Below are 25,375 nucleotides of genomic sequence, written 5' to 3'. Positions count from 1 at the left end.
AGCCACGGAAGCGGAGACATGTTCCTCTCCCTTCGCGCCGAGGTCGCCGGGGCGCTGTCGGACGCGCTCGATTCGCTCGATGTCGAAACCACGGACCTCGGCATCGAGGACCCGCCCGAGAGCGTCGATGCCGTGCTCGCCTCCAGCGTGGCCTTCCGGCTGGCTGCGGAGGTGGGTGCGCCACCGCCACAGCTGGCCGGTGACCTCGCCGAGGCAATCGACCCATCGACGTACGACTACATCGAGTCGGTCTCACAGGCCGGCCCGTACGTCAACTTCCATCCTTCGCAGGCCTACTACGACGCCACTCTCCAAGCAGCCGGCGAGGAGGAGTTCGGCCGACTCGACGAGAAGGGCGAAACGGTGGTCGTCGAACACACGAGCGCGAACCCCACTGGTCCCGTCCACGTCGGCCGGGCGCGCAACCCCATCATCGGCGACGCGCTCGCCAACGTCCTCGATTTCGCTGGCTACGACGTTTCGCGGCACTACTACGTCAACGACGCCGGCCGACAGATGGCCGTGTTCACGTGGGCCTACGAGACCTTCGAGGAGAGCGACCTGCCCGAGCCGGCGCGCGAGCGGGGCGATTACGACCTCGTGCGCTACTACCGCAAGGGCAACGAATTTCTCGAAGAGGCGAGCGAGAGCGCAAGCGAGAACGCCGAAGCGGAAATCCGCTCGATTCTCGAAGGGCTTGAGGAGGGCGACGAGACGACCTACGAGCGGGTGGAGGAGGTCGTCGACGGCGTGCTCTCGGGGATGCGCGAATCGCTCGACCGTCTTCCCGTGAACTTCGACGAGTTCGTCAAGGAGACTCGATTCATCCGCGACGGGAGTACCGAAGACCTCGTTGCGCGCCTCAAAGACACCGAGTACGCGGTCTACGAGGAGGATGCGTGGCAGCTCGACCTGCCGAGCTTCGAGAAGAATTTGGTCTTCCTCCGTTCGGACGGAACGAGCCTCTACACCACCCGCGATTTGGCCCACCACGAGTGGAAGTTCGCGAATTTCGACCGCGCCGTCACCGTACTGGGCGAAGACCACAAGCTCCAGGCCGAACAGCTCCGCGAAACCCTCGATGTTCTCGGCAACGACACCGACCAGCTCGATTCGGTGTACTACTCGTGGATAAACCTCCCCGAGGGCGGGATGAGTACCCGACAGGGCACCGGCATCGACCTGGACGACCTGCTCGACGAATCCATCGCACGCGCCCGCGAGGAGGTCGAGTCCCGGCTCGACTCGCGGATTCGTGACGACGAACTCGGGGAGGAAGACGTGGCACGCATCGCCCGCCAAGTGGGCATCGGCGCGGTGCGCTACGACATCGTGGCGAAACAGCCCGCGAAATCCATCACCTTCGAGTGGGAGCGCGCGCTCGATTTCGAGGCCCAGAGCGCCCCCTATGTGCAGTACGTCCACGCACGGACCTGTGGGATTCTCAGCGAGGCCCAACACGCCTCGAAGAGTCGAGCGGACCCACCGCGAGAAGATGCTGCCGACGGCGTTCCAGAAACCGTCGATACAACCCACCTCACGACCGACGAGGAGCGCGAACTGCTGGCGGTGATCGCCCGGTTCCCGGCGGTCGTCGACCGCGCGGCCGACGAACTCGCGCCACACGTGGTGGCGACCTACACTCGCACGTTCGCCGAGGCGTTCAACGCCTTCTATCGGGAGTGTCCAGTGTTATCAGCCGACGGCGAGGTGCGCACACAGCGCCTCGCGCTCGTGGCCGCTGCCCGGCAAACAGTGGCGAACGCCCTCGGCCTGCTCGGCGTCGCCGCGCCCGAATCGATGTAATCAGTTCTCGCTTCGGTCGAGCATGCCTGAGAGGCGGCCAACGACGGTCGAGTCGGCTGCATCGGGTTCGTCCGAGCGACTCACGAGGTCGCTGTCGGCGAACGTGCCCGTGCCGGGGTCGCCGCGCTCTACGAGCGTCGCCGCGAGGCGCTCGTAGGCGTCGGCAGCGTAGCTTTCCGGAGCTGTTTCGACGAGCGGCTCGTCGCCGGCGGCGTCGGTTTCCGGCACGACCGCGAGCATCTCGACGCCGAGGTCGGCGGCCAACGCCGAGATGTCGGTCTCCTCGCCGGCGTGGGTGAGCACCGCCCCGACGACCGTCCCACCGGCGTGGGCGGCGAAGTCGATGGTTTTTCCCGCGTCTTCGATGGCCATCGAGTCGGGCGTCGTCACCACGACCACGCCGTCGGCGACGCCGAGCGGGACGGCGCTCTCGTGGCTCAGCCCCGCGCCGGTGTCACAGAGCACGAAATCGGCCGCCTCGGCGAGCGAGCCCAATACCCGGCTGAGGTCGCCGGGGTCGGCGTCGGCGAACGCATCGAGCGAACGCGACCCCGGAACGGCGACGAGATACGGTCCCTCCTCGGGCGGCGAACGCGTCGACGGCCCCTCAGTAGGAAGCCAGACGAGCGCCTCGTGGAGGGGGGTCTCACCCGCGAGCACGTCGTGCAGGGTCGGCCCGGATGGGAGGTCGACCATCGCGCCGAGGTTCGCCATCGCGAGGTCCGCATCGACGACGACCGTGTCGTGGCCCGCCGCGCGGAGTGCCGCGCCGAGGTTCACCGTAGAGGTGGTCTTGCCGACGCCGCCCTTGCCGCCCGCCAGCGCATAGACGTGGCCGGTCATGGCTGTTCTAACCACGAGTGGCTACATAAAACTGCCCGCAAGGTTCGGGCTGTCAAAGGGTACTTACCCCGGAAGGCGGTATATCTCACAATGAGCACCCAGCAAGCCGAGCAATCGGACCGGAAGAAATACGAGTTCCGGCGTGTCATCGAGGACCTCAAGGAATACGAAGGCTCGGGAACCCAGCTCGTCAGCCTCTATATCACCCCCGACGAGCAGATCTCGGACAACGTCGCCCACATCAACGAGGAGTACTCCGAGGCCTCGAACATCAAATCCAAACAGACCCGCACGAACGTCCAGGACGCCCTGAAGAGCATCAAGGACCGACTCAGATACTACGACACCGTACCCGAGAACGGAATGGTGCTATTCAGCGGCGCTATCGACACCGGCGGCGGCCAGACCGAGATGGTCACCAGAGTGCTGGAGGACCCACCACAGCCCATCCACTCCTCGATGTACCGGTGTTCGTCGGAGTTCGTCACCGACCCCTTAGAGGAGATGCTCGCCGACCAGGGCCTCTTTGGACTCGTCGTGCTCGACCGGCGGGAGGCCAACGTCGGCTGGCTCAAGGGCAAGCGCATCGAACCCGTCAAATCGGCGTCATCGCTGGTCCCGGGCAAGCAGCGAAAGGGTGGCCAGTCCGCCCAGCGGTTCGCCCGCCTCCGACTGGAGGCCATCGACAACTTCTATCAGGAGGTCGCGGGGATGGCCGACGACCTGATGGTGCCCGAACGTCACGACCTCGACGGCGTGCTGGTAGGCGGGCCATCGCCCACCAAGGACGAGTTCCTCGATGGCGATTACCTCCACCACGAACTTCAGGAGAAGGTCATCGGCAAGTTCGACGTCGCCTACACCGACGAGTCGGGACTGTCGGACCTCGTCGACGCCGCGAGCGACGCGCTGGCCGACCAGGAGGTCATGCAGGACAAAGCCGAGATGGAGGAGTTCTTCGCCGAGCTTCACGGTGGCGACCTCGCGACCTACGGGTTCGGTCCCACCCGCGAGAACCTCGTGCTCGGCTCGGTCGATAGACTTCTGATCTCCGAGGACCTCCGCAAGGACGCCGTGACCTACCACTGTCCCGAGGGCCACGAGGACCACGAACTCGTCGACCCGCATGCCGAGACGCCCGACCACGCCTGCGAGGAGTGTGGCGCGGAACCCGAGACCGTCGAGCGCGGGGACGCAATCGACCATCTCATCTCGATTGCCGAACAGCGCGGCACCGAGACGCGATTCATCTCCTCGGACTTCGAGAAGGGCGAACAGCTGCTGAACGCCTTCGGTGGCATCGCCGGCATCCTGCGGTACTCGACGGGCGTCTGAACCGTTCGCCGACCGAGCCGTGGAAGAAACTATATACCGTCGGCGACGGAGTGGACGGTAGCGACTATGGTCTCGCCCGGCACACTCACGGCACTCACGGCGCTCGCGGACGGCTCGCAAGCGGAGTACGAACCGACCATCGACACCGAAGGCGGCACGGTGAGCTATCCCGACGCCGCGGCGCGCCTCGACGCGGGCGACCCCGCGGCCTTCGAGGTGCTCGAATCGCTCGCCAAACGCGGAATTTTGGGCAAGACCTTCGAGGAGAAGGTGTATCTCTGCCCCGGCTGCGGCGCGGAGGGGATGGCCTACACGACCGCCTGCCCGGGTTGTGGCTCGGCACATACAGTCGAGACCGAACTGTTCGAGCATCTCTCGTGTGGTCACATCGCCGCACGCGAGGCGTTCGAAGTCGGTCCCGAGGAGTTCGTCTGTCCCGACTGCGAGGCCCATCTCGACTCGCTCGACGAGGTCGAGCGCGGGTTGCGCCACGTCTGTCAGGACTGTGGGTCGTACGCCGAGTCTCCCGAGCACGGGCTTCGCTGTCGTGACTGTGACGACATCTACGCGCCGGGCGATGCAACCGAGCGCGTGCTCTGTCGGTACGCGCTCACCGACGAAGGGACGCGCTGGGTGGAGGCACAGCTCGCCGCCCGCGAGTCGATGGTCGAGACCCTCGAAGGGCGCGGCTTCGACGCGCAGGCGAACACGACAGTGAGCACCGACCGAGGCGAGCAGCCCGTCCACGTCTACGGCGAGGACGACCTGCTCGACAGCCGCGTCGTGGCGGCGGTTCACGAACGCCCCGAACGGGAGGCCGCGACCCAGTTGCGTGACATCGCGGCTGCCGTCGATGCGCGGCCGTATCTCGTGACGACGCTCGGGTCCGTCGAGACCGGCGTCGTGTCAATCGCCGAAGACGCCGACATGCGGATTCTGAGCGCCGATACGGACGGGAGCCTCAGCAACGACTATCAGGTCACGGAGGGTCAGCGCACCGCGCCGTCGCTGGTCCAGCGCATCGCCTCGGCAGTGAAACAGCCCTAATCGCGGAACTGGGCCACCTGCCGGCGGCGCGTTGTGAGGTCGATGTTCGGGTCGAGCGACGGGTCGCTCGCCAATCTATCGAGGACGAGCAACGGGTCGGTTCCCTTTCGTTCAACCCGTTCGAGCAACGTCTCGACCGCCCCACGGTGCAGCGCGAGCGAATCGAGCAACCCGACTGTGAGCGCCATCGGGACCGCCGCCGCATCGGTCGGAAAGTCGTCGCTCACGGCCGCGAAGTCGGGGTTCGCGTCGGCGCTCTCGACCGAGTGGAGCACGAGACAGCGCGTGCAGAGCGCGGCCGCGGGTTCGTCGAAGAGTTCGCGGAGGTCGTCGGGAACGGCGAACGCGACCGTCGCGGCTCCGCAGTCGGGACAGTTCATGCGCGAATCAGGGAGTCAGAGGTGAAAGCCTGCCCGGCGGCCACGGTGCGGCGCGGTGGCGGTGCAGTACGGTGTGGCGCGGTTGTGGCGGTTGCGGTCCTCGGCGGATGAAGAGCGAGCGACCGGAGGGAGCGAGGGCTTCTGCGGCCGGTGCGGTGGCTGTGCGGTTTGCGGAGCGGAAGACATCAGCATCCGCGCGAGCGTAGCGAGCGGGGTTCGCCGCTCGCGCGGTTTGCGAGCGGGAGTTTTTAGTCCAGGTTTTTGCGAGGAGAGGTTGGCAAACGAAGTGAGTTAACCCGACGAGTAAAAAAGTGGGTGCTTAGTCGTCCGCGGGAGCCGCGCCGCCGGAGCTGTCCTGCTGGGCCTTGGTGTGGGGCAGCTTGCCGCCGTCGGCGAGGATTTCGCGCTCGCGCTGGGAGGCGTCGAGCACGCCGGTGGTCTCCCAGTCGTCGTTCACGCGAACCGTGAACTCCTCCTGACCGGAGCGGACGGCCTCTTCGACGTCGTCGACGATTTCGATGTCATCGCCCTGTTCGATTTTCTCCTGTGCGTCGGCGTCGATTTCGAGCGGGAGCAGCCCGAAGTTGAAGAGGTTCGCCTTGTGGATGCGGGCGAAGCTCTCGGCGAGGACGCCCTCCACACCCAAGTACATCGGGCAGAGGGCGGCGTGCTCGCGCGAACTCCCTTGGCCGTAGTTCTCGCCGGCGACGAGGAAGCCCCCATCACTATCGAGCGCGCGCTGGGCGAACTCCTCGTCGACTCTCGAAAGGGTGAACTCCGAGAGTTTCGGGATGTTCGACCGGTACATCAGGATGTCCTGGGTCGCGGGGATGATGTGGTCGGTCGTGATGTTGTCGCCCATTGTGAGCAGCGCTGAGCCCTCCAAGTGAGCGTCGAGCGGGTCTTTGAGGGGGACGTCGCCGATGTTCGGCCCTTTCACGAGACCGTCGTCGACGGACTCGTCGGGCGCGATGAGGTCGGCCGTCGAGCCATCATACTGGTCGGCCATCTCGAAGCCGGGGTCCTCCAGGTCGCCGAGTTCGTCGGCGAGGTCCCGCGGGTCGACGATTTCGCCCGCGATGGCCGAGGCCGTGGCGACCTCGGGCGAGCAGAGATAGACCGAGTCGTCCTCGATGCCCGAGCGACCCTCGAAGTTGCGGTTGAACGTTCTGAGGCTCACCGAGTCGGAGGCGGGCACGTGGCCGATGCCGATGCAGGCACCACAGGTGGCCTCGGAGAAGTTGACGCCGGCGGCCATCATCTCGGCACTCCAGCCCTCCCGGGCGAGCAGTTCGGAGGCCTGTTTCGAGCCGGGCGCGACGATCATCTCGGTCGTCTTGTTCACTTCGCGGCCTTCGAGCATCTTCGCCCCAGGAAGAATGTCCTCGTAGGCTCCGTTGGTACACGAGCCGATGATGACCTGATCGACGTCCTCGCCGGCGACCTCGCCCACGGGGACGACGTTGTCGGGCATCGACGGCGTAGCGATGAGCGGTTCGATCTCGCTCAGGTCGACCTCGATTTGGTCGTCGTACTCCGCATCGTCGTCCGGGCCGATCTCGACGTGTTCGTCGCCGCGGCCGAGGCGGTCGAGGAACTCCTGGGTGCGGTCGTCGGTCGGGAAGATGGAGGTCGTCGCCCCCAACTCGGTGCCCATGTTCGTGATGGTCGTCCGCTCGGGCACCGAGAGGTTCTCGACGCCCGGACCGGTGTATTCGAGCACCTTGCCGACGCCACCCTTCACGGAGAGTTCGCCGAGCAGGTGGAGGATGACGTCCTTCGCGGTCGCCCATTCGGGGAGTTCGCCCTCCAGATGGACGTTGACGACCTCGGGCATCTCGATGTAGTAGGGACCGCCGCCCATCGCCACCGCAACATCGAGCCCACCGGAGCCGATGGCGAGTTCGCCCATCCCGCCAGGCGTCGGAGTATGCGAGTCGCTGCCGAGCATCGTCTTGCCGGGCGCGGCGAACCGTTCTTTGTGGACCTGATGACAGATTCCGTTGCCGGGGCGCGAGAAGTGTGCGCCGAAGGTGCCGGCCGCGCTCCTGAGAAAACGGTGGTCGTCGGAGTTCTTGAAATCGAATTGGTAAGTCTGGTGGTCACAGTACTGGGCGGCGAGCTCGGTCTGGACCTCGTCCATCCCCAGCGCCTCGAACTGGAGCCAGACCAGCGTGCCCGTCGTGTCCTGTGTGAGCACTTGGTCGATGTCGATGCCGATCTCCTCGCCGGTTTCGAGTTCCCCCTCGACGAGGTGGTCATCGAGGATTTTCTCGGTCAGCGTGTTTCCCATAGCACCGAACACTCGGCCACCCATCGGTATAAATCCCCCGCGTTTCGCACGAAAGACCGTCACACAGCGCAAATGTTGCCATTTCGGGCGGACGAGAGTCCGGTTATTATTGGGCGGTGGCGCACGATGAATCCGGCCGCAGGCCGGAGAACGCGCGAGGTCTGCACGAACGACGTGAGTGCAGGCTCGTCAGAACGCAGTTCTGACGGTGGATGAGCGAGCGAGTGAAGCGAGCGACGGAATCGGCTGGCGAGGTATGTGGGTGTCGCGGTTCTGTTTGAGTCAGGATGCGCAGCGGTGGAATCGGCTGCTGCGGTTGAATCGTATCGAACCGACTCGAACGGTTCAACAGACGATACAGCCGCTTCGATACGCATTTACTCGCGGCTGGAAAGCAGAGGTATGTACGAGAGCGGTTCGTTCGTCGCCGCACAGCTCACGCCCGTGGCGGACGAGCAGATCCAGCCCAATGGCGTCGACCTCACCCTCGATGCCGTCTTCGAGCAGCGAGAGACCGGTCGCATCGGTGCCGATGGCAAGACAGTCGGCGAGCGCCGGGAACTCGATACGGACGAGTCAGGGAGCTATGCACTCGCGCCGGGCGGCTATATCGCCCGTTATGGCGAGACGATCAGCATCCCCGACGACCACGTGGGGTTCATCTACCCACGCTCGTCGCTCATGCGCAACTCGTGTATGCTCCATACGGCCGTCTGGGATGCGGGCTACGAGGGCCGCGGCGAGGGTCTCCTGGAGGTCCACCACGACATCGAACTCGAACACGGGGCGCGAATCGCGCAGTTCGTGCTCGCCGACGCCGAGCATGGGAGAACCTACGCCGGAAGCTATCAGGGCGAGAACATCGAGTAGCTTAGTTGTCGGTGTCGCTCTGTAGCTCTTCGAGTTCGGCCTCGACGTCGGCGTCGGTCTCCTCGACACGGGAATCGGCCCCGCCGTCGGCGGCGCTCGTCTCGGTCTCGGTGCTCTCGTCGGTCGATTCGTCCGCTGACTCTTCAGTGGTTCCCTCGCCCATCTCGGCTTGCAGGGTTTCGAGTTCGGCATCGACCTCGCTGTCGGTGCTCAGCGATTCGAGTTCGCGGTCGATGCTGTCCTTATCCGAGAGGGCGTCCTCGAACGCGCCCGACTCTTCGAGTTCGTCCATCGCCTCCGCTCGGGCCTCCATGTCCTCGGTGCGCTCGTTGGCGCGCTCGATTGACCGGCTCACGTCCTCCATCTCGTCGCCGGCACCGGTCATCGCCTCCGAGACTCTGGTGCTCGCCTCGGCGGCCTCGTAGCGCGCCTTCATCGTCTCCTTCTGGGTGCGGAACTCCTCGATGCGCCCCTGCAGGGTGTTCTTCTTCTCGACGAGGTTGTCCTGGGTGTTCTGGAGGTCGGATATCTGGCCCTCCAGGTCCTCGATTTGAGTCATCTTCTGCTTTTTCTTCTCCAAGGCCTGCCGCGCCAAATCTTCCCTATCCTGCCGCACCGCCTCGCGGGCCTGCTCGTTGTGTTTCTCGACGTTCTCTTCGAGCCGGCGCTTCTGGATTTCGAGGCGCTTCTTCTGGGTGGTGAGGTCGGCGATGCCGCCCTTCACGTCCTGCAACTGGTCGCGCAACTGCTCGTAGGAGTAATCGAGCTGCTCGCCGGGGTCCTCGGCACTGTTCAACACGGCGTTCAGCCGTGACCGGATGACGTACGACGCGCGCGAGAGGATTCCCATGTCGGCCACTAGCGGTCCGCCATCTTAAAACACCTTCCACGCCAACAGCGGGCAATGGACGTCGTACTGCCCGGCGGCCGGGACGCGCGCGGCACGCTCGACGAACCGAACGGCGACACGACCGAAGCCGTCGTCGCGTGTCCGCCCCATCCCCAGCAGGGCGGCACGCGCGCCGACCAGCGGCTCACGGCCGTGAGCAAGGAACTCCGCGACCACGGCATCGCCTGTCTGCGCTTCGACTATGGCGAGTGGGACGAGGGCCGTGGCGAACAGGAAGACGTGAAAAATGCCATCCAGTGGGCGCGCGAGCGCTACGAGCGGGTGGGACTCTTTGGATTTAGTTTCGGCGCGACGATGGCGCTGTGTGCCGCTCCCGAAATCGAGGGACTGTGGGCGGTGTGTGCGCTCGCGCCCGACAGCGGCCGGGAGGGGGCTGACGCGGTGGCCGCACTCGACGGCATCGACAGTCCAGTGAAAATCCTCTACGCCGAGCGCGATTCGACGGCCGACTGGGAGCCGGTCGTCGAGCGCGCCCGCGAACACGACATGGACATCGAAGGACTGTCGGCCGACCACTTCTTTCTCGGCCAGTCCGAAAAGGTCGCCGAGCGGGTCGCGGCGTTTTTCAACGAGTCGGGGTGAGGCGGGCATCGCTCGCTCCGAAACGTCTTTCCCTACCGCTTGCCCACCGTTGCTATGCCGACAAATCCTGGTCCCGATTCGGGACCGAAGTTCGTCTTCGTCACCGGAGGCGTGATGTCCGGTCTCGGAAAGGGAATCACGGCCGCGAGCACAGGGAGGCTGCTCGAAAACGCCGGCTTCGACGTGACGGCTGTGAAAATCGACCCATATCTCAACGTCGATGCCGGGACGATGAACCCCTACCAGCACGGGGAGGTCTACGTCCTGAAAGACGGCGGCGAGGTCGACCTCGACCTCGGCAACTACGAGCGCTTCCTCGATGCGGACATGAGCTTCGACCAGAATATAACCACTGGAAAGCTCTATAAGAACGTCATCGAGAAGGAACGCGCCGGCGACTATCTCGGGAAGACGGTCCAGATCATTCCGCACATCACCGACGACATCAAGCGGCGAATCCGGGAGGCCGCGGCGGGCCACGACGTCTGTCTCATCGAGGTCGGCGGCACGGTGGGTGACATCGAGGGTGGCCCGTACTACGAGGCTATCCGACAGTTCGCCCACGAGGAACGGGACGAGGACGTCCTGCTCGCCCACGTCACCCTCGTCCCCTACTCGAAAAACGGCGAACAGAAGACCAAACCCACCCAGCACTCGGTCAAGGAACTCCGGTCGATTGGTCTCCAGCCCGACATCGTGGTCGGTCGGTGTGAGGACGAACTCGACGCCGACACGAAGGAGAAGATCGCACTCTTCTGTGACGTTCCCACCGAGGCAGTCTTCTCGAATCCAGATGTAGAAGACATCTATCACGTCCCGCTGATGGTCGAGGAGGAGGGTCTCGACGAGTACGTGATGGATAGGTTAGAAATCGCGGATGCGGCCCGGCCCGAATCCGAGCGTGCGAGTCAATGGCGCGACATCGTGACCCGCGAGCAGTCCGGCACCGTTACTGTTGCACTCGTCGGCAAATACGCCCTCGAAGACGCCTATCTCTCGATTCACGAGGCGCTCAAACACGCGGGTCTCGAACACGGTATCGAGGTCGAGGTGCTGTGGGTCGACGCCGAGGAGATGGCGAACACCCACGAGCGCCGACTCAAAGAGGCCGACGGTATCGTCGTGCCGGGCGGGTTCGGCACGCGGGGCACGGGCGAGAAGATCGCCGCCGCGCGCTACGCCCGCGAGAACGACGTTCCCTTTCTGGGACTCTGCCTTGGCTTCCAGATGGCCGTCATCGAATACGCGCGAAACGTCTGCGGGCTGAACGACGCGCACTCGACGGAGATGGAAGCCGACACGCCCCATCCCGTCATCGGCCTGCTGCCAGAACAGTACGACGTCGAGGACCTCGGCGGGACGATGCGACTCGGTGCCCACGAGACCGCCATCGAGAGGGAGACGCTCGCTGCCGACCTCTACGGCGAGAGCTGTACCGAGCGCCACCGCCACCGCTACGAGGTCAATCCCGAATACATCGACGAGCTGGAAACCGCCGGATTGACCTTCTCGGGCCGCGCGAACAACCGGATGGAGATCCTCGAACTCCAGGACCATCCGTTCTTCTTCGGCACGCAGTTCCATCCCGAGTTCCGCTCGCGGCCCGGCCGGGCGAGTCCGCCGTTCGTTGGCTTTCTCGACGCCACAATCGACGAACGCGAACAGCGGGTCAACGAGGTCGAAGCCTGATGGTCGAAGTGGAGAAATTCATCGACGAGGCTGTCGCCGAAATCGACGAACAGGTCGGCGACGCCGACGCCGTCATTGCGCTCTCGGGCGGCGTGGACTCCTCGGTGGCGGCCGCGCTCGCCTACGAGGCCCTCGGCGACCGACTCACACCTGTGTACGTCGACACCGGACTGATGCGCAAGGGCGAGACCGAACAGGTCGAGGAGACCTTCGCGTACATGGAGGGCCTCCGCATCGTCGATGCTCACGAGCGATTCCTCGACGCGCTCTCTGGGGTGACGGACCCCGAGGAAAAGCGTGCGGTCGTCGGCGAGCGCTTCATCCGCGAGTTCGAGCGCGAGGCCCGCGAGGCCGAGGCGGGGTACCTCGTCCAGGGCACCATCTACCCTGACCGCATCGAATCGGAAGGAGGCATCAAATCCCATCACAACGTCGGTGGCCTGCCCGAGGTCGTGGATTTCTCGGGCATCGTCGAACCCGTGCGCGACCTCTACAAGGACGAAGTGCGCGAGGTCGCCCGCGCGCTCGACCTCGACGAACTCGTCGCCGAGCGGATGCCGTTCCCCGGCCCGGGCCTCGCCGTCAGAGTGCTCGGCGAAGTCACCGAGGAGAAACTGCACGTGGCGCGCGAGGCGACCCACATCGTCGAGGAGGAATTGGAGGAGTACGACCCGTGGCAGGCGCTCGCGGCGGTCATCGGCAAGGCCACCGGCGTGAAGGGCGACAACCGCGTCCACGGCTGGGTAATCTCGGTTCGTGCGGTCGAGTCACGAGACGGGATGACCGCCCGCGCGCAGGAACTCGACTGGGCAACCCTCCAGCGCCTCCAGAGTCGGATTACGGGGTCGTTGGAGAGCGTCTCGCGGGTCGTCTACGACGTCACGCACAAACCGCCCGCGACCATCGAGTACGAATGAACAAAACTGTGCTCGCTGGTCCCGACCCCGACGGACTGGGTGACGCGCTCGAAGCCGAGGGGATGGGCGTTGCGCGAATCGACGGCATCGCCAATGGCTCGGCACTCGAAGACGCCGGCATCGACGGGGCGAGCCTGTTCGTGCTCACCGACGTCGGACAGGCGACCGCGATACCCGTGGCCGTCGATCTCGTCGATGAGATTCGCGTGGTCGTCTACGCGCGCGAGTCGCTCCCCGAGTTCGCCAAAGGACAGGCCGACCTGCTGCTCGACCCGGCTCTGTTCGACGCCGAGACGGTCGCCGAGGAACTCACCGAAACGACGCGATAACCGCCTCGGTGCTCGCCTCGCCCGCAACACAGCGCTCGTTGTAGCGCTCCATGAACTCGCGGGCGGCGTCGATGGCGCTGCCACGGCCCTCGATACCGTCACGAACCGGTCCGGTCGCATCGCGGTCTTCATCGATGACGTTGAGTCGCCAGACGTCCTGGTCGGTGTCGGTGGTGTTCGTCGCCGGCTGGAGGTGAACCTCGACGTCGTCGCGTTCGTAGCGAATCGGCTGCTGTGGGTTGTACTGGCCGGCCTGTGCGTCGGATTCGGGTTGCTGCCAGCCGTCGGGGAGGTCGTCGCCGGTGCTCATGGTATCCATTCGTGCCGAACCGATAAAATTCCTCAGTTCGCGGCGAGGTCGGCGAGTCGCTCGTCGCCGTCCCGAACGAAGGGGACTCCGTGACCCATCCCGAGAGCGTCGAAAGCTGGCGCGCGCTCGGCGAGCGACCGCACGCTCGCCTCGGCCTCGTCGGTATCGTAGCTCACGAGCCACGGCGAGACCGTGAGCGTCCCGCCACCTTCGAAGACGAGGTCGCCGAGAAATCCCACGGATTGCTCTTCGCTCACGAAGGCGGTATGGCCGGGCGTGTGTCCCGGCGTGTGGTAGGCCGTGAACGAACCCACCTGCTCGCCGTCGGCAATCGGCTCAACAGGTGAGTTCGGCGAACGCACGAACGGTTTCGTCACGCGCTGGAGCAACCCTTTGTGAGTGGAGAGGGTCGGGTGACGCTCGCCAGTCAGGATGGCCGCATCGGCCGCGCCCGCACGGACCGTCGCATCGAGGCCCGGAAGCCGGGCGAGCGCGCCGGCGTGGTCGAAGTCGTAGTGGGTCAGGAGGACGCGCTCGACGTCCGCGACCGCGTGGCCGGCGTCTTCGATTTCGTTTTCGATGGCGCGAGCGTCGAACGGCGTGCCGGCATCGACGAGCGTGAGCACGTCGTCTTCGACGAGATAGGCGTTCACGCCGGTCAACCCGAACCAATGGATGCCGTCGGCGAGTTCGGTTGCCATGGTCGAACGACGACCGGCGGAAGGAAAGCGTCGACGGTCGGCGGCTCACAGCGGCAGCCGTGCGCGGAGGAAACTCGACGCCGTGCGGGAAATCGAGGGCCGCGCAATCGCGCGCATTTCCGCCTCCGTGAGTTCGAAGTCGAATATCTGGAGGTTGGCCTCCAAGTGTTCGGGACTCGTCGATTTCGGAATCGTCGTAACGTTGTCCTGTTGGACCAGCCAGCGGAGCGCGACCTGTGCGGGCGTCTTCTCGTAGCGCGCGCCGATATCCCCGAGGAGGTCGTCGCTCACCGCACCGCCGTGGGCCAACGGGCTGTAGGCCGTCAGCATGATATCGTGGATTTGGCAGTAATCGAGCAGCGTGGTCTGGTCCCAGAAGGGGTGATACTGCACTTGGTCGGCGAGAATCGACGCGTTGGCGTGCTCGCGGGCGGCGTGGAGGCGCGAAACGCCGAAGTTCGAGACGCCGATGTGTTCGACGAGTCCCTCCTCGATTAGTTCGTCCATCGCGCCGATGGTCTCGTCGAGGTCCACTCGTGGATTCGGCTGGTGGATGAGCAGCAGGTCGACGTAGTCGGTTTCGAGCTTACGGAGGCTCTCGCGGGTCGAGGCGAGCACCGAGTCGTGGTCGCGGTTCGACGAGTCGAGTTTCGTCGTCACGAACAGGTCCTCGCGGTCGACGTCGGATTCGGTGATGGCCGCGCCGACCTGACGCTCGTTGCCGTAGGCTTGGGCGGTGTCGATGCGCCGATAGCCGAGGTCGAGGGCCGTCGCCACGGCACGCCGACAGGTCGGTCCCTGCATGCGCCACGTACCGAGTCCGAGCGCCGGAACCTCGACGTCCTGAACGCTGACGTACTCCATAGCACAGAACCGTCCGGCGAGCGTTTAACCTCCCTGCCTTCGGCAGTACCGAAAGGGCTACTTCGCTCGCGCCCACCTCGTAAGTGTGCTCGACAGCTATCCCGACCTCGACCCCGGCGAGGATGAGGTCCTGACCGAAGAGCTGTTCGTGAGCGACGACGTGCTCGTGAAGGCGTTCGCGCTCGGTCCCGGCGGGAGCGTCGACCCCCACGAACACGAGGGCGCGACCAACGTCTTCCACGTCCTCGAAGGAACGGTCGTCGTGACCCGCGACGACGGGGAAGAAACGGTCGCCGCACCGGGCGTCGTTCCGAACGAGCGGGGTGCGGTCCACGGCGCGCACAACGAGAGCGAGGAAAGGGCGGTGCTCACCGCCAGCCTCTGTCCGCTCCCCTCGTAGCTACTCCGTCGAGTCCTCCACGGTCTCGTCCACCCCGTCGGCGTCGGTCCCGTCGTTCGCTTCGCGGCCGGCGAGGCCGACGAGGTGGCCGGCCTCCTCGGTGATGATGTCCGCGCCGAGACGGGCGGCGTCCTCGCTGCCCGGCAGACAGAAGACGGGCACGCCGTCGGCGACGCCGCCGGTGGCGCGGGTGGCGACGACGCGCGTGCCGATGGTCTCGCGCGAGCGGGCGCGGAAGAGTTCGCCGAAACCGGGGAGTTCCTTCGCAAACAGCGGCCGGACCGCCTCGATGGTCACGTCGTCGGGCGTGACGCCCGTGCCGCCGGTGGTGACGACGCAGTCGACGTCGTCGCGGCTTGCGAGCGTATCGACCGTTCCCTGCACCTCGTCGTACTCGTCGGGGATGAGTTCGCGCGTGATCACCTCGTCGTCGCCCTCGACGGCCGCCGCGATAGCGTCGCCCGCCGGGTCGTCCTCAAGCGTCCGCGAAGTCGAGACCGTGACGACCGCGACCCCGACCGGACCGAAGTCGTGCTCGTGGGCGTGGACCGCCTCGTCTTCGTCGTGGTCGTGATGGTGTCCGGAATCCTCGTCATGGCCCTGTGACTCGCTCATACCGCGGTTCCGGTCGCCGAGGACAAAAACTCCCCATGCTTTTGGTCGTGCCAGCCCTCCGAGGAGGCATGTGGCACCGAACGGGGCAGCATCGGCGGGACGGGCGGCCATGAGCGACGAGTACGTCCACGACCCGGAGAACTTCGAGGACCGACCCCGAAGCGAGTACGACGCGGTCGCCGCCCGCGCCGACGAACGGGAGTTCAATTGGCGCGGCTGGGTGCTCGTCGGCATCATCGTCGTCGCCTTTCTGGTCGTTCCAACCGTCATCCTCGCGCTGCCGTACGCCGGCGGCACGCTCGCCGCGCTCGGGCTGACGTGGCGCGATACGTTCCTCGTGCTCCCGCTCGCGCCCGCGCTCGCGCTCGGCGTCGCGGCGATTTGGGCGACCGCGCGCGCCTGAGCCCTCATGTGTGGAAGCACCTCATCCACCCAACCGCTGCCGGTTGGCGCGCGCGAGCACGCCGAAGGCGTGTGACTCGCGCGAGGTCTGCGCGAGCGCCAGCGAGTGCAGGCTCGTCAGGGTGGTTCGGAAGACGCTACGCGTCTTCCGTCATCACGGAAGAGCGAAGCTCTTCCGGACGACTTCGCTCTGACGGTGGACAGAGCGAACGGAGTGAGCGAGGGAGTCGGCTGGGGGGTGTGTGGACTGCGGTTCTCGTTTGTGTCGACGTCAGGCCATCCCGATAGCGACGGGACCGATCACTCCACGGGCACTTCGACGAGCGCCATCTCGTTCGATGACACGACGCGCTCCAATACCTCGTCCAGTTCATCCCAGCTATCCGGACGGTAGCCCTCGATACCGAAACTCTCGGCGAACGCCGTGAATTCGGGGTTCGTGAGTTGCGTGCCGGTGTGCTCGCCGCGGTGCTCGGCCTGTTTTTCCGAGATGAGACCATAGTCGTTGTCATTGAACAGTAAAACCGTGAACCCACAGCCGAGTCGAGTGGCGGTCTCGATTTCGGCGGCGTTCATCAGAAAACCGCCGTCGCCGGTGGCGGCCACCACGTTCGAATCGACCGCGAGGTCGGCGGCCACCGCGCCGGGTACCGAAATCCCCATCGTTGCCAAGCCATTGGAGATGATGCAGGTGTTCGGCTCGTGTGTGGGAAAGTTCTGGGCGATAGCCATCTTATGACTGCCAGTATCCGAAATCAAGACATCGTCGTCGGCCATCGCGTTCCGAAGGAGCGGGAGCGTGCGGCGGACGGTGAAGTCCTCGCCCGCCTCGGGACAGCGCGTCACGTCGGCGAGAATCGACTCGCGGAGGTCGCCGTACCACTCGGGGTCGGTGGTGATGGTCGTTCCTTCCTGCTGAATCGCGCGCAAACCGGCCGAGACGTCCGAAACGATTTCGACCTGCGGGTTGTAGTGGGCGTAGACCTCCGCCGGCTCGAAATCGAGATGGATAACCCGCTTCTCTTGGTGAGGGTTCCAGTTCTCGGGGTCGTGTTCGGCGATGTCGTAGCCGACGGCGAGCACCACGTCGGCGCGCTCGATGGCGCTTGCGGCCTGTTCGTCGCCACCGGAATCGAGCGTCAGTAGCGAATGGTCGTCGGCGTCCGAGACCGCCCCCTTGCCCATGTAGGTTCCAACGACCGGAATGTCCGTCTGCTCGACGAAGGAGCGCAGCCGTTCGGCCGAACGGGTGCGGATGCCACCGTTGCCCGCCAGCACGATGGGCCGGTCTGCGTCGGCGAGCAGCGCCGCGGCGCGCTCGACGGCTTTCCCGTCGGGGCTGGGCCGGCGCACGCGGTTGCGTGGGGGCAGCGGCCGATGCTCGGTTTCCGCGGCCGCGACGTCCTCGGGAAATTCGAGGTGAGTCGCGCCCGGTTTCTCGTGCTCGGCGAGCTTGAACGCCTTTCGTACCGATTCGTTGACGATCTCCGGGTCGGAAATCTGTGTGTTCCACTTCGTTATCGGTTCGAATAGGCCGACGACGTCGAGGTTCTGGTGGCTCTCCTTGTGCAGGCGTTCGAGACCACCCTGGCCGGTGATGGCGACGACCGGGCTCTTGTCGAGATGGGCGTCGGCGACCCCAGTCAGGAGGTTCGTCGCGCCCGGCCCTAGAGTGCTGAGACAGACGCCGGCATCGCCGGTGAGCCGGCCGTGGACATCGGCCATGAAGGCCGCGCCCTGTTCGTGGCGGACGGGCACGAACTCGATTGTCGAATCGCGCAACGAGAAGAGGATGTCCTCCAGCTCCTCGCCCGGTAGGCCGAAGACGTACTCGATGCCCTCGACTTCGAGGCTCTCGACGAGCAGGTCGGCAGCGTTCATGACGGATCGAGACGCTCGCCGTACATGACTCCACCGGCGGTCCCTGCCGGGGTAGTGGACTGCAAGCAACGAAGGCTTTTGCACCCGTCGATAATTGATATCGTATGACGACCACCGACGAACTCGCCGACTTCGTGACGAACGTCGCCTACGATGACCTCTCGGAGGACGTGCGCGAGGAGTTGAAAAAGCGCGTACTCGACTCGGTGGGTATCGCGGTCGGCGCGCTCGGGGCCGACGCCACCGAGAGCGTCCGCAGGACGGTCGAAGAGACAGCTGGCGGCGATGCGGCCCGCCTGTGGGGGTCGGATGAACGAGCTAGCCCGACCGGCGCGGCGACCTACAACACCTCCCTGACGCGATATCTCGACTTCATGGACTCGTTTCTCGCGCCGGGCGAGACCCCGCATCCGAGCGACAACATCGGGAGTCTCATCGCCGCCGGCGAACACACCGGAGCCAGCGGGCAGGACCTCATCGAAGCGGTGGGAACGAGCTACGAGATACAGGGCGAACTCGCGTGGAACGCACCCGTCCGTGACCGTGGCTACGACCACGTGACCCACACAGTCATCTCGGCGGCCGCCGGCACGGGAAAGGTCCTGGGACTCGACCACGAACAGCTCAGAAACGCCATCGGCATCGCCGGCACCGCCCACAACGCGCTCCGCGTCACCCGCACCGGGGGAATCAACGAATGGAAGGGGATTGCGAGCGCGAACGCCGCCCGAAACGCCGTCTATTCGGCGCTGCTCGCTTCGAACGGCATGGAAGGCCCGGTCGACCTCTTCGAGGGCCAGAAGGGCTGGAAGCAGGTCATCTCGGGGGACTTCACGGTGGACCTCGATTCGTCCTGTGAGCGCGTGTTCGATACGATGACCAAGCGGTACGTCGCCGAGACCTACGCCCAGTCGGCGGTCGAAGGCGTCATCGAACTCGCCGAGGATGCCGACATCGACCCCGAGCAAGTGAACTCCATCCATCTCGACACCTTCCACGGCGCGAAGCTCATCATCGGCGGCGGCGAGGGAAGTCGGTACGAAGTCGAGACCAAGGCCCAAGCCGACCATTCCCTGCCATATATGCTCGCGGCCGCGCTCATCGACCGCGAGATGACAAACGACGCCTACGACCCCGAACGCATCCAGCGGGACGATGTCCAGGAGTTGCTCCGGAAGGTCGACGTCGAGGAGGACGACGAACTCACCGAGCGATTCGAAAACGGAGAGATGCCCGCCGTCATCGACATCGCGCTCGCCGACGACTCGACCCGACACATCGAGAAGGACGCCTTCAACGGCCATCCGACGAACCCGATGACGTGGGAACAGGTCGGGGAGAAGTTCACCACGATGACGGCCGAACGCTACGACGAGGACCACAGACAGGAGATCGTCGACGTGGTCGAGAACCTGGAAGACCACGACGTGGCCGACCTCACCGAACTGCTCGACTGAGCGGACGACGGACGCGGTGCGGCGAGGTGTGGTCGGTGAGTGGTGATATATCAGCGGCCTGAATTGGCCGGGCTGGCGTTTTTGTCCGTTCCGTGAGTCGATGCCGTGTCGGACGCCGAGCAATCGGTATCGCGCAACCGTCGAAGGAGAGTTACACATGGTAGAATGGACCGAACACGAGCCGCCTGAGGAGGAGTATCGACGCCTCGATGCGGACGGACAGCTCGACGGCGACGCCCCAGCGTTCGATGACGACGAGCTACTGGCGATGTATCGGACGATGGTCGCCACCCGGACGCTAGAGGACAAGATGTTGAACATGCAGCGAAGCGGCGAGGCGAGTCTCGTCACGCGCTCACGTGGCGAGGAGGCGACTCCGTTGGGATGTGCGGCCGCGCTCGAACCCGACGATTGGGTGTTCTACACCTACCGGCAAAACCCCGCACTGCTGTACTGGGGGTACCCGATGGAGCAGGTCATCGCTGGCACGATGGGGTTCGAACCCGAAACGATAGCCGAGCATCTCGACACCGAAGAGCCGGACGTGAACTTCTCGCCGGATTACACCCCGGTCGGAGTGAACACCACCAACGCCGTCGGGATGGCGATGGCCGATGAGTTCGAGGACAACGATACCGTCACGATGGTGTTCGTGGGGGATGGCTCGACCAGTGAAGGCTCCTTCCACGACGCGATGAACTTCGCCGGGGTGTTCGAACCCCCAGTGGTAATCGTCTGTCAGAACAACCAGTGGGCGATATCCGAGCCCTCACACCGCCAGACCGGGGCCGAAACGTTCGCCAAGAAAGGCGAGGCCTACGGAGTGCCCCACGAGCGCGTCGACGGTAACGACGTCTTTGCGGTGCGCGAGAAGGCCGAAGAGGCCGTCGAGCGCGCCCGCAACGGGGATGGCCCGACGTTCATCGAATGTGTCACCTACCGAATGGAAGAGCACAACACCTCGGACAACCCCGACGTCTATCGGGACCCCGACGAACAGCGCGACGAGTGGGAGGAGAAGGACCCCTTGGAGCGCTACGAGACCTACCTCCGCGAGGCGGGCGTGCTCGACGACGACCTCGCGGCGGACGTGCAGGACGAAATCGACGAACAGGTCGCGGAAGCCGTGGACGCGGCCCGCGACGTGCCCGATTCCGAGCCCGAACGGATGTTCGACCATCAGCTCCACGACACGCCGTGGAAGCACGCCCACCAGCGCGCGGAGCTCGAACGCGAACAGAACGGTGAGAACCCCTTTACCGATTTCGACGGGGAGGGGTTCGATGAGTGACATCTATCCGGTCGAGGCGTTGGAGGCACACGACGCCGACGAGACCGAGACAGAGGACATCGACCTCGTGACCGCCGTCAATCATACCCTCCATCAGGAGATGGGTCGGGACGACACCGTGCGGGTCATGGGCTACGACATCGGTCCCATCGGCGGGGTCTATCGCGCGACCGAGGGACTCCTCGAAGAGTACGGCGACGAGCGCGTCATCGACACGCCGCTGTCGGAGAACGGCATCATCGGCACAGCAGTGGGGATGGCGATGGCCGGCGAGCGTATCGTGCCCGAGATTCAATTTATGGGCTTTTCCTACCCCGCCTTCGGTCAAATCATGTACGCGCTCGTGAAGATGTACGACCGCACGGGCGGGGATGCCGAGATTCCGCTGACAGTGCGAATGGCCTACGGCGGCGGCGTGAAGGCGCTCGAATACCATCAGGAGTCGACCGAGACGTACTACCTCCACACCCCCGGTGTCCGTGTCGTCTGTCCGAGCACGCCCTATCAGGCGAAGGGATTGCTCGCGGCGAGCATCCGCCACGACGACCCCGTACTGTTCATGGAACCCAAAAAGATCTATCGCGGCGGCGAGCAGTCCGTGCCGACCGACGAATACACCCTGCCGTTGGACGAGGTCCGAGTGGTCCACGAGGGTGAGGACGTCACGGTGTTGACGTGGGGAGCGATGGTACGCCACGCGGTCGCGGCGGGCGAAGCGGTGGACGCGAGCGTCGAAGTCGTCGATATCCGCTCACTGTCGCCGCTGGACGTCGACGCGGTACTGGAATCGGTCAAGAGGACGGGGAGATGCGTCGTGGTTCACGAGGCGCGGCGGACGCTCGGACTGGGCGCGGAGCTATCGGCGCTCGTCAACGAGTACGCCCTCGACAGGCTGAAGGCTCCCGTGAAACGGGCGACAGGCTACGACGTGCATTTCCCGGGCCACGACATCGAGGACGACTACCTGCCCGACGAGGAGCGCGCCCGGTATGCCATCGAGGCGGTGATGAACTATGAGTTCTGAGCACACCACGCAAGCGACGGAGCATCGTGCGGGAAACGGTCACGGCCAGTGGGGTGAGCCATGACCTACGAGTTCGAACTCCCCGACCCCGGCGAGGGGCTGACCGAGGCCGAAATCACCGAGTGGCACGTCGAGGAGGGGGACGAGGTCGAAGAGGACGACGTGCTCGGCGAGGTCGAAACCGACAAAGCCGTCACCGAAATCCCCTCTCCGGTTTCGGGCACGGTCCAGGAACTCGCCGCCGAAGAGGGCGAGACGGTCGATGTCGGCACGGTCATCGTCGTCTTCGACACCGGCGAGGGGGGCGAGGACGAAGGGGCCGAAGAATCGGCCGAGGAGTCCGAAGAGACCGAAGAGACCGAAGAGACCGAAGAGACCGAAGAATCGGCCGAGGAGTCCGAAGAGACCGAAGAGACCGAAGAATCGGCCGAAGAATCGGCCGAAGAATCCGAAGGCGAAGAACCCGGAGACGAACAAACCGGTGACGAAGAGGAAGAACCCGAAGACGGAGAAGAGTCGACTGAGGAAGAACCCGAAGCGGTCGTCACGGAGACCGAGGCCGAAGACGAAGAAGCCGGCGAATCAGAGGAGCCGGACACCGGCGACGAGCGGGTGTTCGCCGCGCCGAGTACCCGGCGCTACGCGCGCGAGGAGGATGTCGACCTTTCGGCGGTCGATGGCTCCGGTCCCGACGGCCGGGTGCTGCGCGAGGACATCGACGAGCACGCAGGCAGTGAGGGAGCGGAAACCGAGCGACGGAACTTGCATCCGAGCGTCGACATCGAACCCACGTCGGTAGACGAGGACGAGTCCCGGTCGGAGCGGCGGGACCTCTCGGGACTACGCGGGCAGATCGCCGCAAACATGACGCGGTCGCTGACCGTCACCGCTCAACTCACCTCCGGGTTCGAGGCCGATGCGACGGAACTCGTCGCGCTCAAAGAGCGCCTGAACGAAAAACACGACGTCCACATCACCTACACGCCAATTTTGCTGAAGGCGGTCGTACCGGCGCTCAAGGAGTTCCCGCTGGTGAACGCGAGCATCGACGACACCACGGGAGAGATCGTCGAGAAACACTACTACAACGTCGGCTTTGCGACCCACACCGAGGACGGACTCATGGTGCCCGTCATCGATGACATCGACGGGAAGTCGATTGTCGAGGTCGCCGCAGAGATGCAAGAGCTCGCCGAGCAGGCCCGCGACCGCTCCATCGACGTCGCGGACCTCCAAGACGGGACCTTCACCGTCACGAACCTCGCGCTCGACGGCGAGCACCGGACCTTCGGCACGCCGGTCATCAACCACCCCGAGGCCGCCATCATGGGCATCGGTCCCATCGACGAGAAGCCGATCGCGGTGGACGGTGAACTCGAAGTCCACGAGCGCGTCCCGCTGTCGCTGTCCTTCGACCACCGGCTCATCGACGGCGTGACGGCCAATCGGTTCATGGAACACGTCATCGAGGCCATCGAGGATACCGATATTCTGCTCTCGCGGCTGTAGCGCGCCGACCGTTCCTTTCGCCACCTTGCTGATTCCTCGCCAACCTCTAAGTGGACGGCAGTCCTATACTGAGAGGTATCATGTCAGAGCGACCGTTCGACAGGGCCTTCGACTTCCTGCATGTCAACAACCGGCCGGACAAACCCCGCGAGAAGGGAATCACGGAGATGCGCGGGCCGTACTACGACCCGATGGGTCCGCGCGAGCTGCGCGATATCTTGGAGACGATGGGCTGGTACGTCGACATCTACAAGTTCTCGGGCGGTTCGTTCGCACTGATGCCCGAGGAGGCAGTCACGGAACTCATCGATATCTGCCACGAGTACGACGTCAAGGTCTCCACGGGGGGATTCATCGAGAACGTCCTGATTCGAGATAACGACAAAGTCGAGGAATACGTCGAGGAGTGTGCCAACCTCGGCTTCGACATCGTGGAGATTTCGAGTGGATTCCTCGCTATCGACACCGACGATATGGTGGCGATGACCGAGCTGGTCGCCGATACTGAAGGAGTGGAGCCGAAACCCGAAATCAACGTCCAGTTCGGCGCGGGCGGGGCCTCCGACCCCGAAGAACTCGAATCGGAGGTCCAGCAGGCCCCCGAGGTGGCCGTCGAGGAGGGCAAACGCCACCTCGATGCCGGTGCGGACCTGCTGATGGTCGAGGCCGAAGGCATCACCGAGGAGGTGAAGGAGTGGCGAACCGACGTGGTCTACACCCTCGCCAATGAACTCGGCGAAGAGAACCTCGTGTTCGAGGCTCCCGGTCCCGATATGTTCGAGTGGTACATCAAGAACTTCGGTCCCAATGTGAATCTGTTCGTCGACAACTCCCAAATCGTCGAACTCGAATGTATGCGTTCCGGTCTCTGGGGCAAGACCACCAGTTGGGGCCGCACGACGACCTACAGCCGCGAGTAAGGGATCAGAGGAACAGCGCCGGGACCGTGTTCCGGAAGATGTTGAGCGAGATAATAAATAGCAGCGCGATGACGAACCACGTGAATTTCCCCTCGTCGATCTCGATGCGCCGGAGGTAGGTGCCGAGCAGTAGCCCGACGATGGCGACGACGGCGATGACCGACCCGAGCCAGAGGCGATAGGGAGTCATCAGGTCGGTGAAGAAGGTCATCAGGATGATTCGGGTGGCGAAGATCGTGCCGAGCGCCATCGACAGCCCGCCGATGTACTGCTCGGCGTCGCGCTCGAAGGTGTGGAAGTACGCCGGAAGCACCGGTCCGAGGTTCGCGGCGGCGAGCAAGAATCCCTCGATAAGCCCGATAGCGCCGAGCGCGACGGGGTGGTGGGCCTCCTCGATGACCACGAAGTTCTCGACCACCTGAAAGACGACGTAGCCGAGGATGATGAGACCGATGAGAAACGGGACGAGCGGGCCGGTGCTGAACTGCGTGAGAAAGACCACACCGATGACGGTGCCGATGATGGCGAGGACCATCAGCGGCCATTGGTCGCGGACGAACCCGATGCCGGTACCCGTATCGCCCATCTGGAACGTGTTTATCACCAACGGCGGGACGGCGAGGACGACCACCGCGAGCGTCGGATCGATGACACTGACGAAGACGGGCGTGACGATGAGCGAAAACCCGAACCCGAGCATTCCCATAACCGTCCCGGCGAGGATTGCGACACCGACGAAGAGGACGAACAGTCCGGTCGAGACGTCCGATTGAATCCCCTGGGTGACGTTCTCCGTGCCCGGGAAGAACACGATTGCCGCCGCGACGGCGACGAGGGTCGCCCCCGTCATCATCACCTCGCGGTAGCGGAATTCGGTGAGATTGTCGATGAACTGTGCGACGTCGATAGTGGATTCGCGTGTCCCCATTCGATGAATACTCCTCGAAGACGGTCGGTAGCGCGCCGACCACGCGTTGAAGGATAGACGGGTGTCACACGT

General features: G+C 64.8%; 25 protein-coding genes. 15 read left to right on the top strand and 10 right to left on the bottom strand.

Annotated features, from left to right (window positions below; genetic code table 11):
* Positions 1–18 precede the first annotated feature (18 nt).
* Complete coding sequence (gene argS / locus ACQUQO_RS02310) at positions 19–1,806, top strand: arginine--tRNA ligase (RefSeq protein ID WP_435076325.1); 1,788 nt, start codon at positions 19–21, stop codon at positions 1,804–1,806.
* On the opposite strand, the gene ACQUQO_RS02305 is transcribed toward argS, so the two are convergent.
* On the bottom strand, positions 1,807–2,649 hold the full coding sequence (locus tag ACQUQO_RS02305) for a MinD/ParA family ATP-binding protein (protein WP_435076324.1): 843 nt from the start codon (positions 2,647–2,649) through the stop codon (positions 1,807–1,809).
* 90 nt (positions 2,650–2,739) lie between these two features.
* Between ACQUQO_RS02305 and prf1 the strand changes: the two genes are divergently transcribed.
* Both prf1 and ACQUQO_RS02295 read left to right on the top strand, forming a co-directional pair.
* The gene (gene prf1, locus ACQUQO_RS02300) at positions 2,740–3,984 is read left to right on the top strand and encodes a peptide chain release factor aRF-1 (RefSeq protein WP_435076322.1); all 1,245 of its coding nucleotides are present in this window, start codon (positions 2,740–2,742) and stop codon (positions 3,982–3,984) included.
* A 66-nt stretch (positions 3,985–4,050) separates the two neighbouring features.
* Positions 4,051–5,031, top strand: coding sequence for a hypothetical protein (locus ACQUQO_RS02295; protein ID WP_435076321.1), 981 nt, complete (start codon positions 4,051–4,053; stop codon positions 5,029–5,031).
* Here ACQUQO_RS02295 and ACQUQO_RS02290 read toward each other — a convergent pair.
* A complete protein-coding gene (locus ACQUQO_RS02290; protein WP_435076320.1) occupies positions 5,028–5,411 on the bottom strand; it encodes a DUF6276 family protein in 384 nt (127 codons plus the stop codon). The genes ACQUQO_RS02295 and ACQUQO_RS02290 overlap by 4 nt on opposite strands.
* Before the next feature lie 319 nt (positions 5,412–5,730).
* The gene (locus ACQUQO_RS02285; RefSeq protein WP_435076319.1) at positions 5,731–7,704 is read right to left on the bottom strand and encodes an aconitate hydratase; all 1,974 of its coding nucleotides are present in this window, start codon (positions 7,702–7,704) and stop codon (positions 5,731–5,733) included.
* Positions 7,705–8,091: 387 nt separating this feature from the next.
* Between ACQUQO_RS02285 and ACQUQO_RS02280 the strand changes: the two genes are divergently transcribed.
* On the top strand, positions 8,092–8,574 hold the full coding sequence (locus tag ACQUQO_RS02280; RefSeq protein WP_435076452.1) for a deoxyuridine 5'-triphosphate nucleotidohydrolase: 483 nt from the start codon (positions 8,092–8,094) through the stop codon (positions 8,572–8,574).
* Between the two features lies 1 nt (position 8,575).
* Here the strand turns inward: ACQUQO_RS02280 and ACQUQO_RS02275 are convergent, their stop codons facing one another.
* Complete coding sequence (locus tag ACQUQO_RS02275) at positions 8,576–9,424, bottom strand: PspA/IM30 family protein (RefSeq protein WP_435076318.1); 849 nt, start codon at positions 9,422–9,424, stop codon at positions 8,576–8,578.
* A 54-nt stretch (positions 9,425–9,478) separates the two neighbouring features.
* Here ACQUQO_RS02275 and ACQUQO_RS02270 point away from each other — a divergent pair, with 54 nt between their 5' ends.
* The 4 genes from ACQUQO_RS02270 to ACQUQO_RS02255 are packed head-to-tail and all read left to right on the top strand — an operon-like array spanning position 9,479 to position 13,001.
* Positions 9,479–10,066: an alpha/beta hydrolase gene (locus tag ACQUQO_RS02270; RefSeq protein ID WP_435076317.1), complete on the top strand. Its 588-nt coding sequence runs from the start codon at positions 9,479–9,481 to the stop codon at positions 10,064–10,066.
* A gap of 54 nt (positions 10,067–10,120) precedes the next feature.
* Positions 10,121–11,755, top strand: coding sequence for a CTP synthase (locus ACQUQO_RS02265; RefSeq protein ID WP_435076316.1), 1,635 nt, complete (start codon positions 10,121–10,123; stop codon positions 11,753–11,755).
* Positions 11,755–12,672, top strand: a complete 918-nt coding sequence (gene guaA, locus ACQUQO_RS02260) for a glutamine-hydrolyzing GMP synthase (RefSeq protein WP_435076315.1) — start codon at positions 11,755–11,757, stop codon at positions 12,670–12,672. The genes ACQUQO_RS02265 and guaA overlap by 1 nt, the downstream gene beginning before the upstream one ends.
* Positions 12,669–13,001, top strand: coding sequence for a DUF7126 family protein (locus tag ACQUQO_RS02255; protein ID WP_435076314.1), 333 nt, complete (start codon positions 12,669–12,671; stop codon positions 12,999–13,001). The genes guaA and ACQUQO_RS02255 overlap by 4 nt, the downstream gene beginning before the upstream one ends.
* On the opposite strand, the gene ACQUQO_RS02250 is transcribed toward ACQUQO_RS02255, so the two are convergent.
* The 3 genes from ACQUQO_RS02250 to ACQUQO_RS02240 are packed head-to-tail and all read right to left on the bottom strand — an operon-like array spanning position 12,982 to position 14,876.
* Positions 12,982–13,311, bottom strand: coding sequence for a hypothetical protein (locus ACQUQO_RS02250; RefSeq protein WP_435076313.1), 330 nt, complete (start codon positions 13,309–13,311; stop codon positions 12,982–12,984). The genes ACQUQO_RS02255 and ACQUQO_RS02250 overlap by 20 nt on opposite strands.
* A 32-nt stretch (positions 13,312–13,343) precedes the next feature.
* Complete coding sequence (locus ACQUQO_RS02245) at positions 13,344–14,012, bottom strand: MBL fold metallo-hydrolase (protein ID WP_435076312.1); 669 nt, start codon at positions 14,010–14,012, stop codon at positions 13,344–13,346.
* 45 nt (positions 14,013–14,057) lie between these two features.
* Positions 14,058–14,876, bottom strand: coding sequence for an aldo/keto reductase (locus ACQUQO_RS02240; RefSeq protein ID WP_435076311.1), 819 nt, complete (start codon positions 14,874–14,876; stop codon positions 14,058–14,060).
* 85 nt (positions 14,877–14,961) lie between these two features.
* On the opposite strand from ACQUQO_RS02240, the gene ACQUQO_RS02235 reads away from it, so the two are divergent.
* A complete protein-coding gene (locus ACQUQO_RS02235; RefSeq protein ID WP_435076310.1) occupies positions 14,962–15,276 on the top strand; it encodes a cupin domain-containing protein in 315 nt (104 codons plus the stop codon).
* On the opposite strand, the gene ACQUQO_RS02230 is transcribed toward ACQUQO_RS02235, so the two are convergent.
* Positions 15,277–15,891: a MogA/MoaB family molybdenum cofactor biosynthesis protein gene (locus ACQUQO_RS02230; RefSeq protein ID WP_435076309.1), complete on the bottom strand. Its 615-nt coding sequence runs from the start codon at positions 15,889–15,891 to the stop codon at positions 15,277–15,279.
* Positions 15,892–16,000: 109 nt separating this feature from the next.
* Here ACQUQO_RS02230 and ACQUQO_RS02225 point away from each other — a divergent pair, with 109 nt between their 5' ends.
* The gene (locus tag ACQUQO_RS02225) at positions 16,001–16,294 is read left to right on the top strand and encodes a hypothetical protein (protein WP_435076308.1); all 294 of its coding nucleotides are present in this window, start codon (positions 16,001–16,003) and stop codon (positions 16,292–16,294) included.
* Positions 16,295–16,593: 299 nt separating this feature from the next.
* Here the strand turns inward: ACQUQO_RS02225 and ACQUQO_RS02220 are convergent, their stop codons facing one another.
* Complete coding sequence (locus ACQUQO_RS02220) at positions 16,594–18,174, bottom strand: acetolactate synthase large subunit (protein ID WP_435076307.1); 1,581 nt, start codon at positions 18,172–18,174, stop codon at positions 16,594–16,596.
* A gap of 104 nt (positions 18,175–18,278) precedes the next feature.
* Between ACQUQO_RS02220 and ACQUQO_RS02215 the strand changes: the two genes are divergently transcribed.
* The 5 genes from ACQUQO_RS02215 (at position 18,279) to ACQUQO_RS02195 (ending at position 24,375) form a co-directional block, all read left to right on the top strand.
* Positions 18,279–19,631 carry an MmgE/PrpD family protein gene (locus ACQUQO_RS02215; protein ID WP_435076306.1) on the top strand — a complete coding sequence of 451 codons (1,353 nt, stop codon included), beginning with the start codon at positions 18,279–18,281 and terminating at the stop codon, positions 19,629–19,631.
* 157 nt (positions 19,632–19,788) lie between these two features.
* Positions 19,789–20,922: a thiamine pyrophosphate-dependent dehydrogenase E1 component subunit alpha gene (locus tag ACQUQO_RS02210; RefSeq protein WP_435076305.1), complete on the top strand. Its 1,134-nt coding sequence runs from the start codon at positions 19,789–19,791 to the stop codon at positions 20,920–20,922.
* Positions 20,915–21,946, top strand: a complete 1,032-nt coding sequence (locus ACQUQO_RS02205; RefSeq protein ID WP_435076304.1) for an alpha-ketoacid dehydrogenase subunit beta — start codon at positions 20,915–20,917, stop codon at positions 21,944–21,946. The genes ACQUQO_RS02210 and ACQUQO_RS02205 overlap by 8 nt, the downstream gene beginning before the upstream one ends.
* A 60-nt stretch (positions 21,947–22,006) precedes the next feature.
* Entirely contained in the window at positions 22,007–23,455 is a 1,449-nt protein-coding gene (locus ACQUQO_RS02200) for a dihydrolipoamide acetyltransferase family protein (RefSeq protein WP_435076303.1), read from the top strand.
* A gap of 80 nt (positions 23,456–23,535) precedes the next feature.
* On the top strand, positions 23,536–24,375 hold the full coding sequence (locus ACQUQO_RS02195; protein ID WP_435076302.1) for a phosphosulfolactate synthase: 840 nt from the start codon (positions 23,536–23,538) through the stop codon (positions 24,373–24,375).
* 4 nt (positions 24,376–24,379) lie between these two features.
* Here ACQUQO_RS02195 and ACQUQO_RS02190 read toward each other — a convergent pair whose 3' ends face one another.
* Positions 24,380–25,303 (bottom strand): TSUP family transporter, encoded by a 924-nt coding sequence (locus ACQUQO_RS02190; RefSeq protein WP_435076301.1) that lies wholly within the window; start codon positions 25,301–25,303, stop codon positions 24,380–24,382.
* Positions 25,304–25,375: the final 72 nt, after the last annotated feature.

Origin of the sequence: Halococcus sp. AFM35 (genome assembly GCF_051195015.1) — an archaeon.
Lineage (GTDB): Archaea > Halobacteriota > Halobacteria > Halobacteriales > Halococcaceae > Halococcus.
This window is presented reverse-complemented; position numbering and strand designations above follow the sequence as displayed.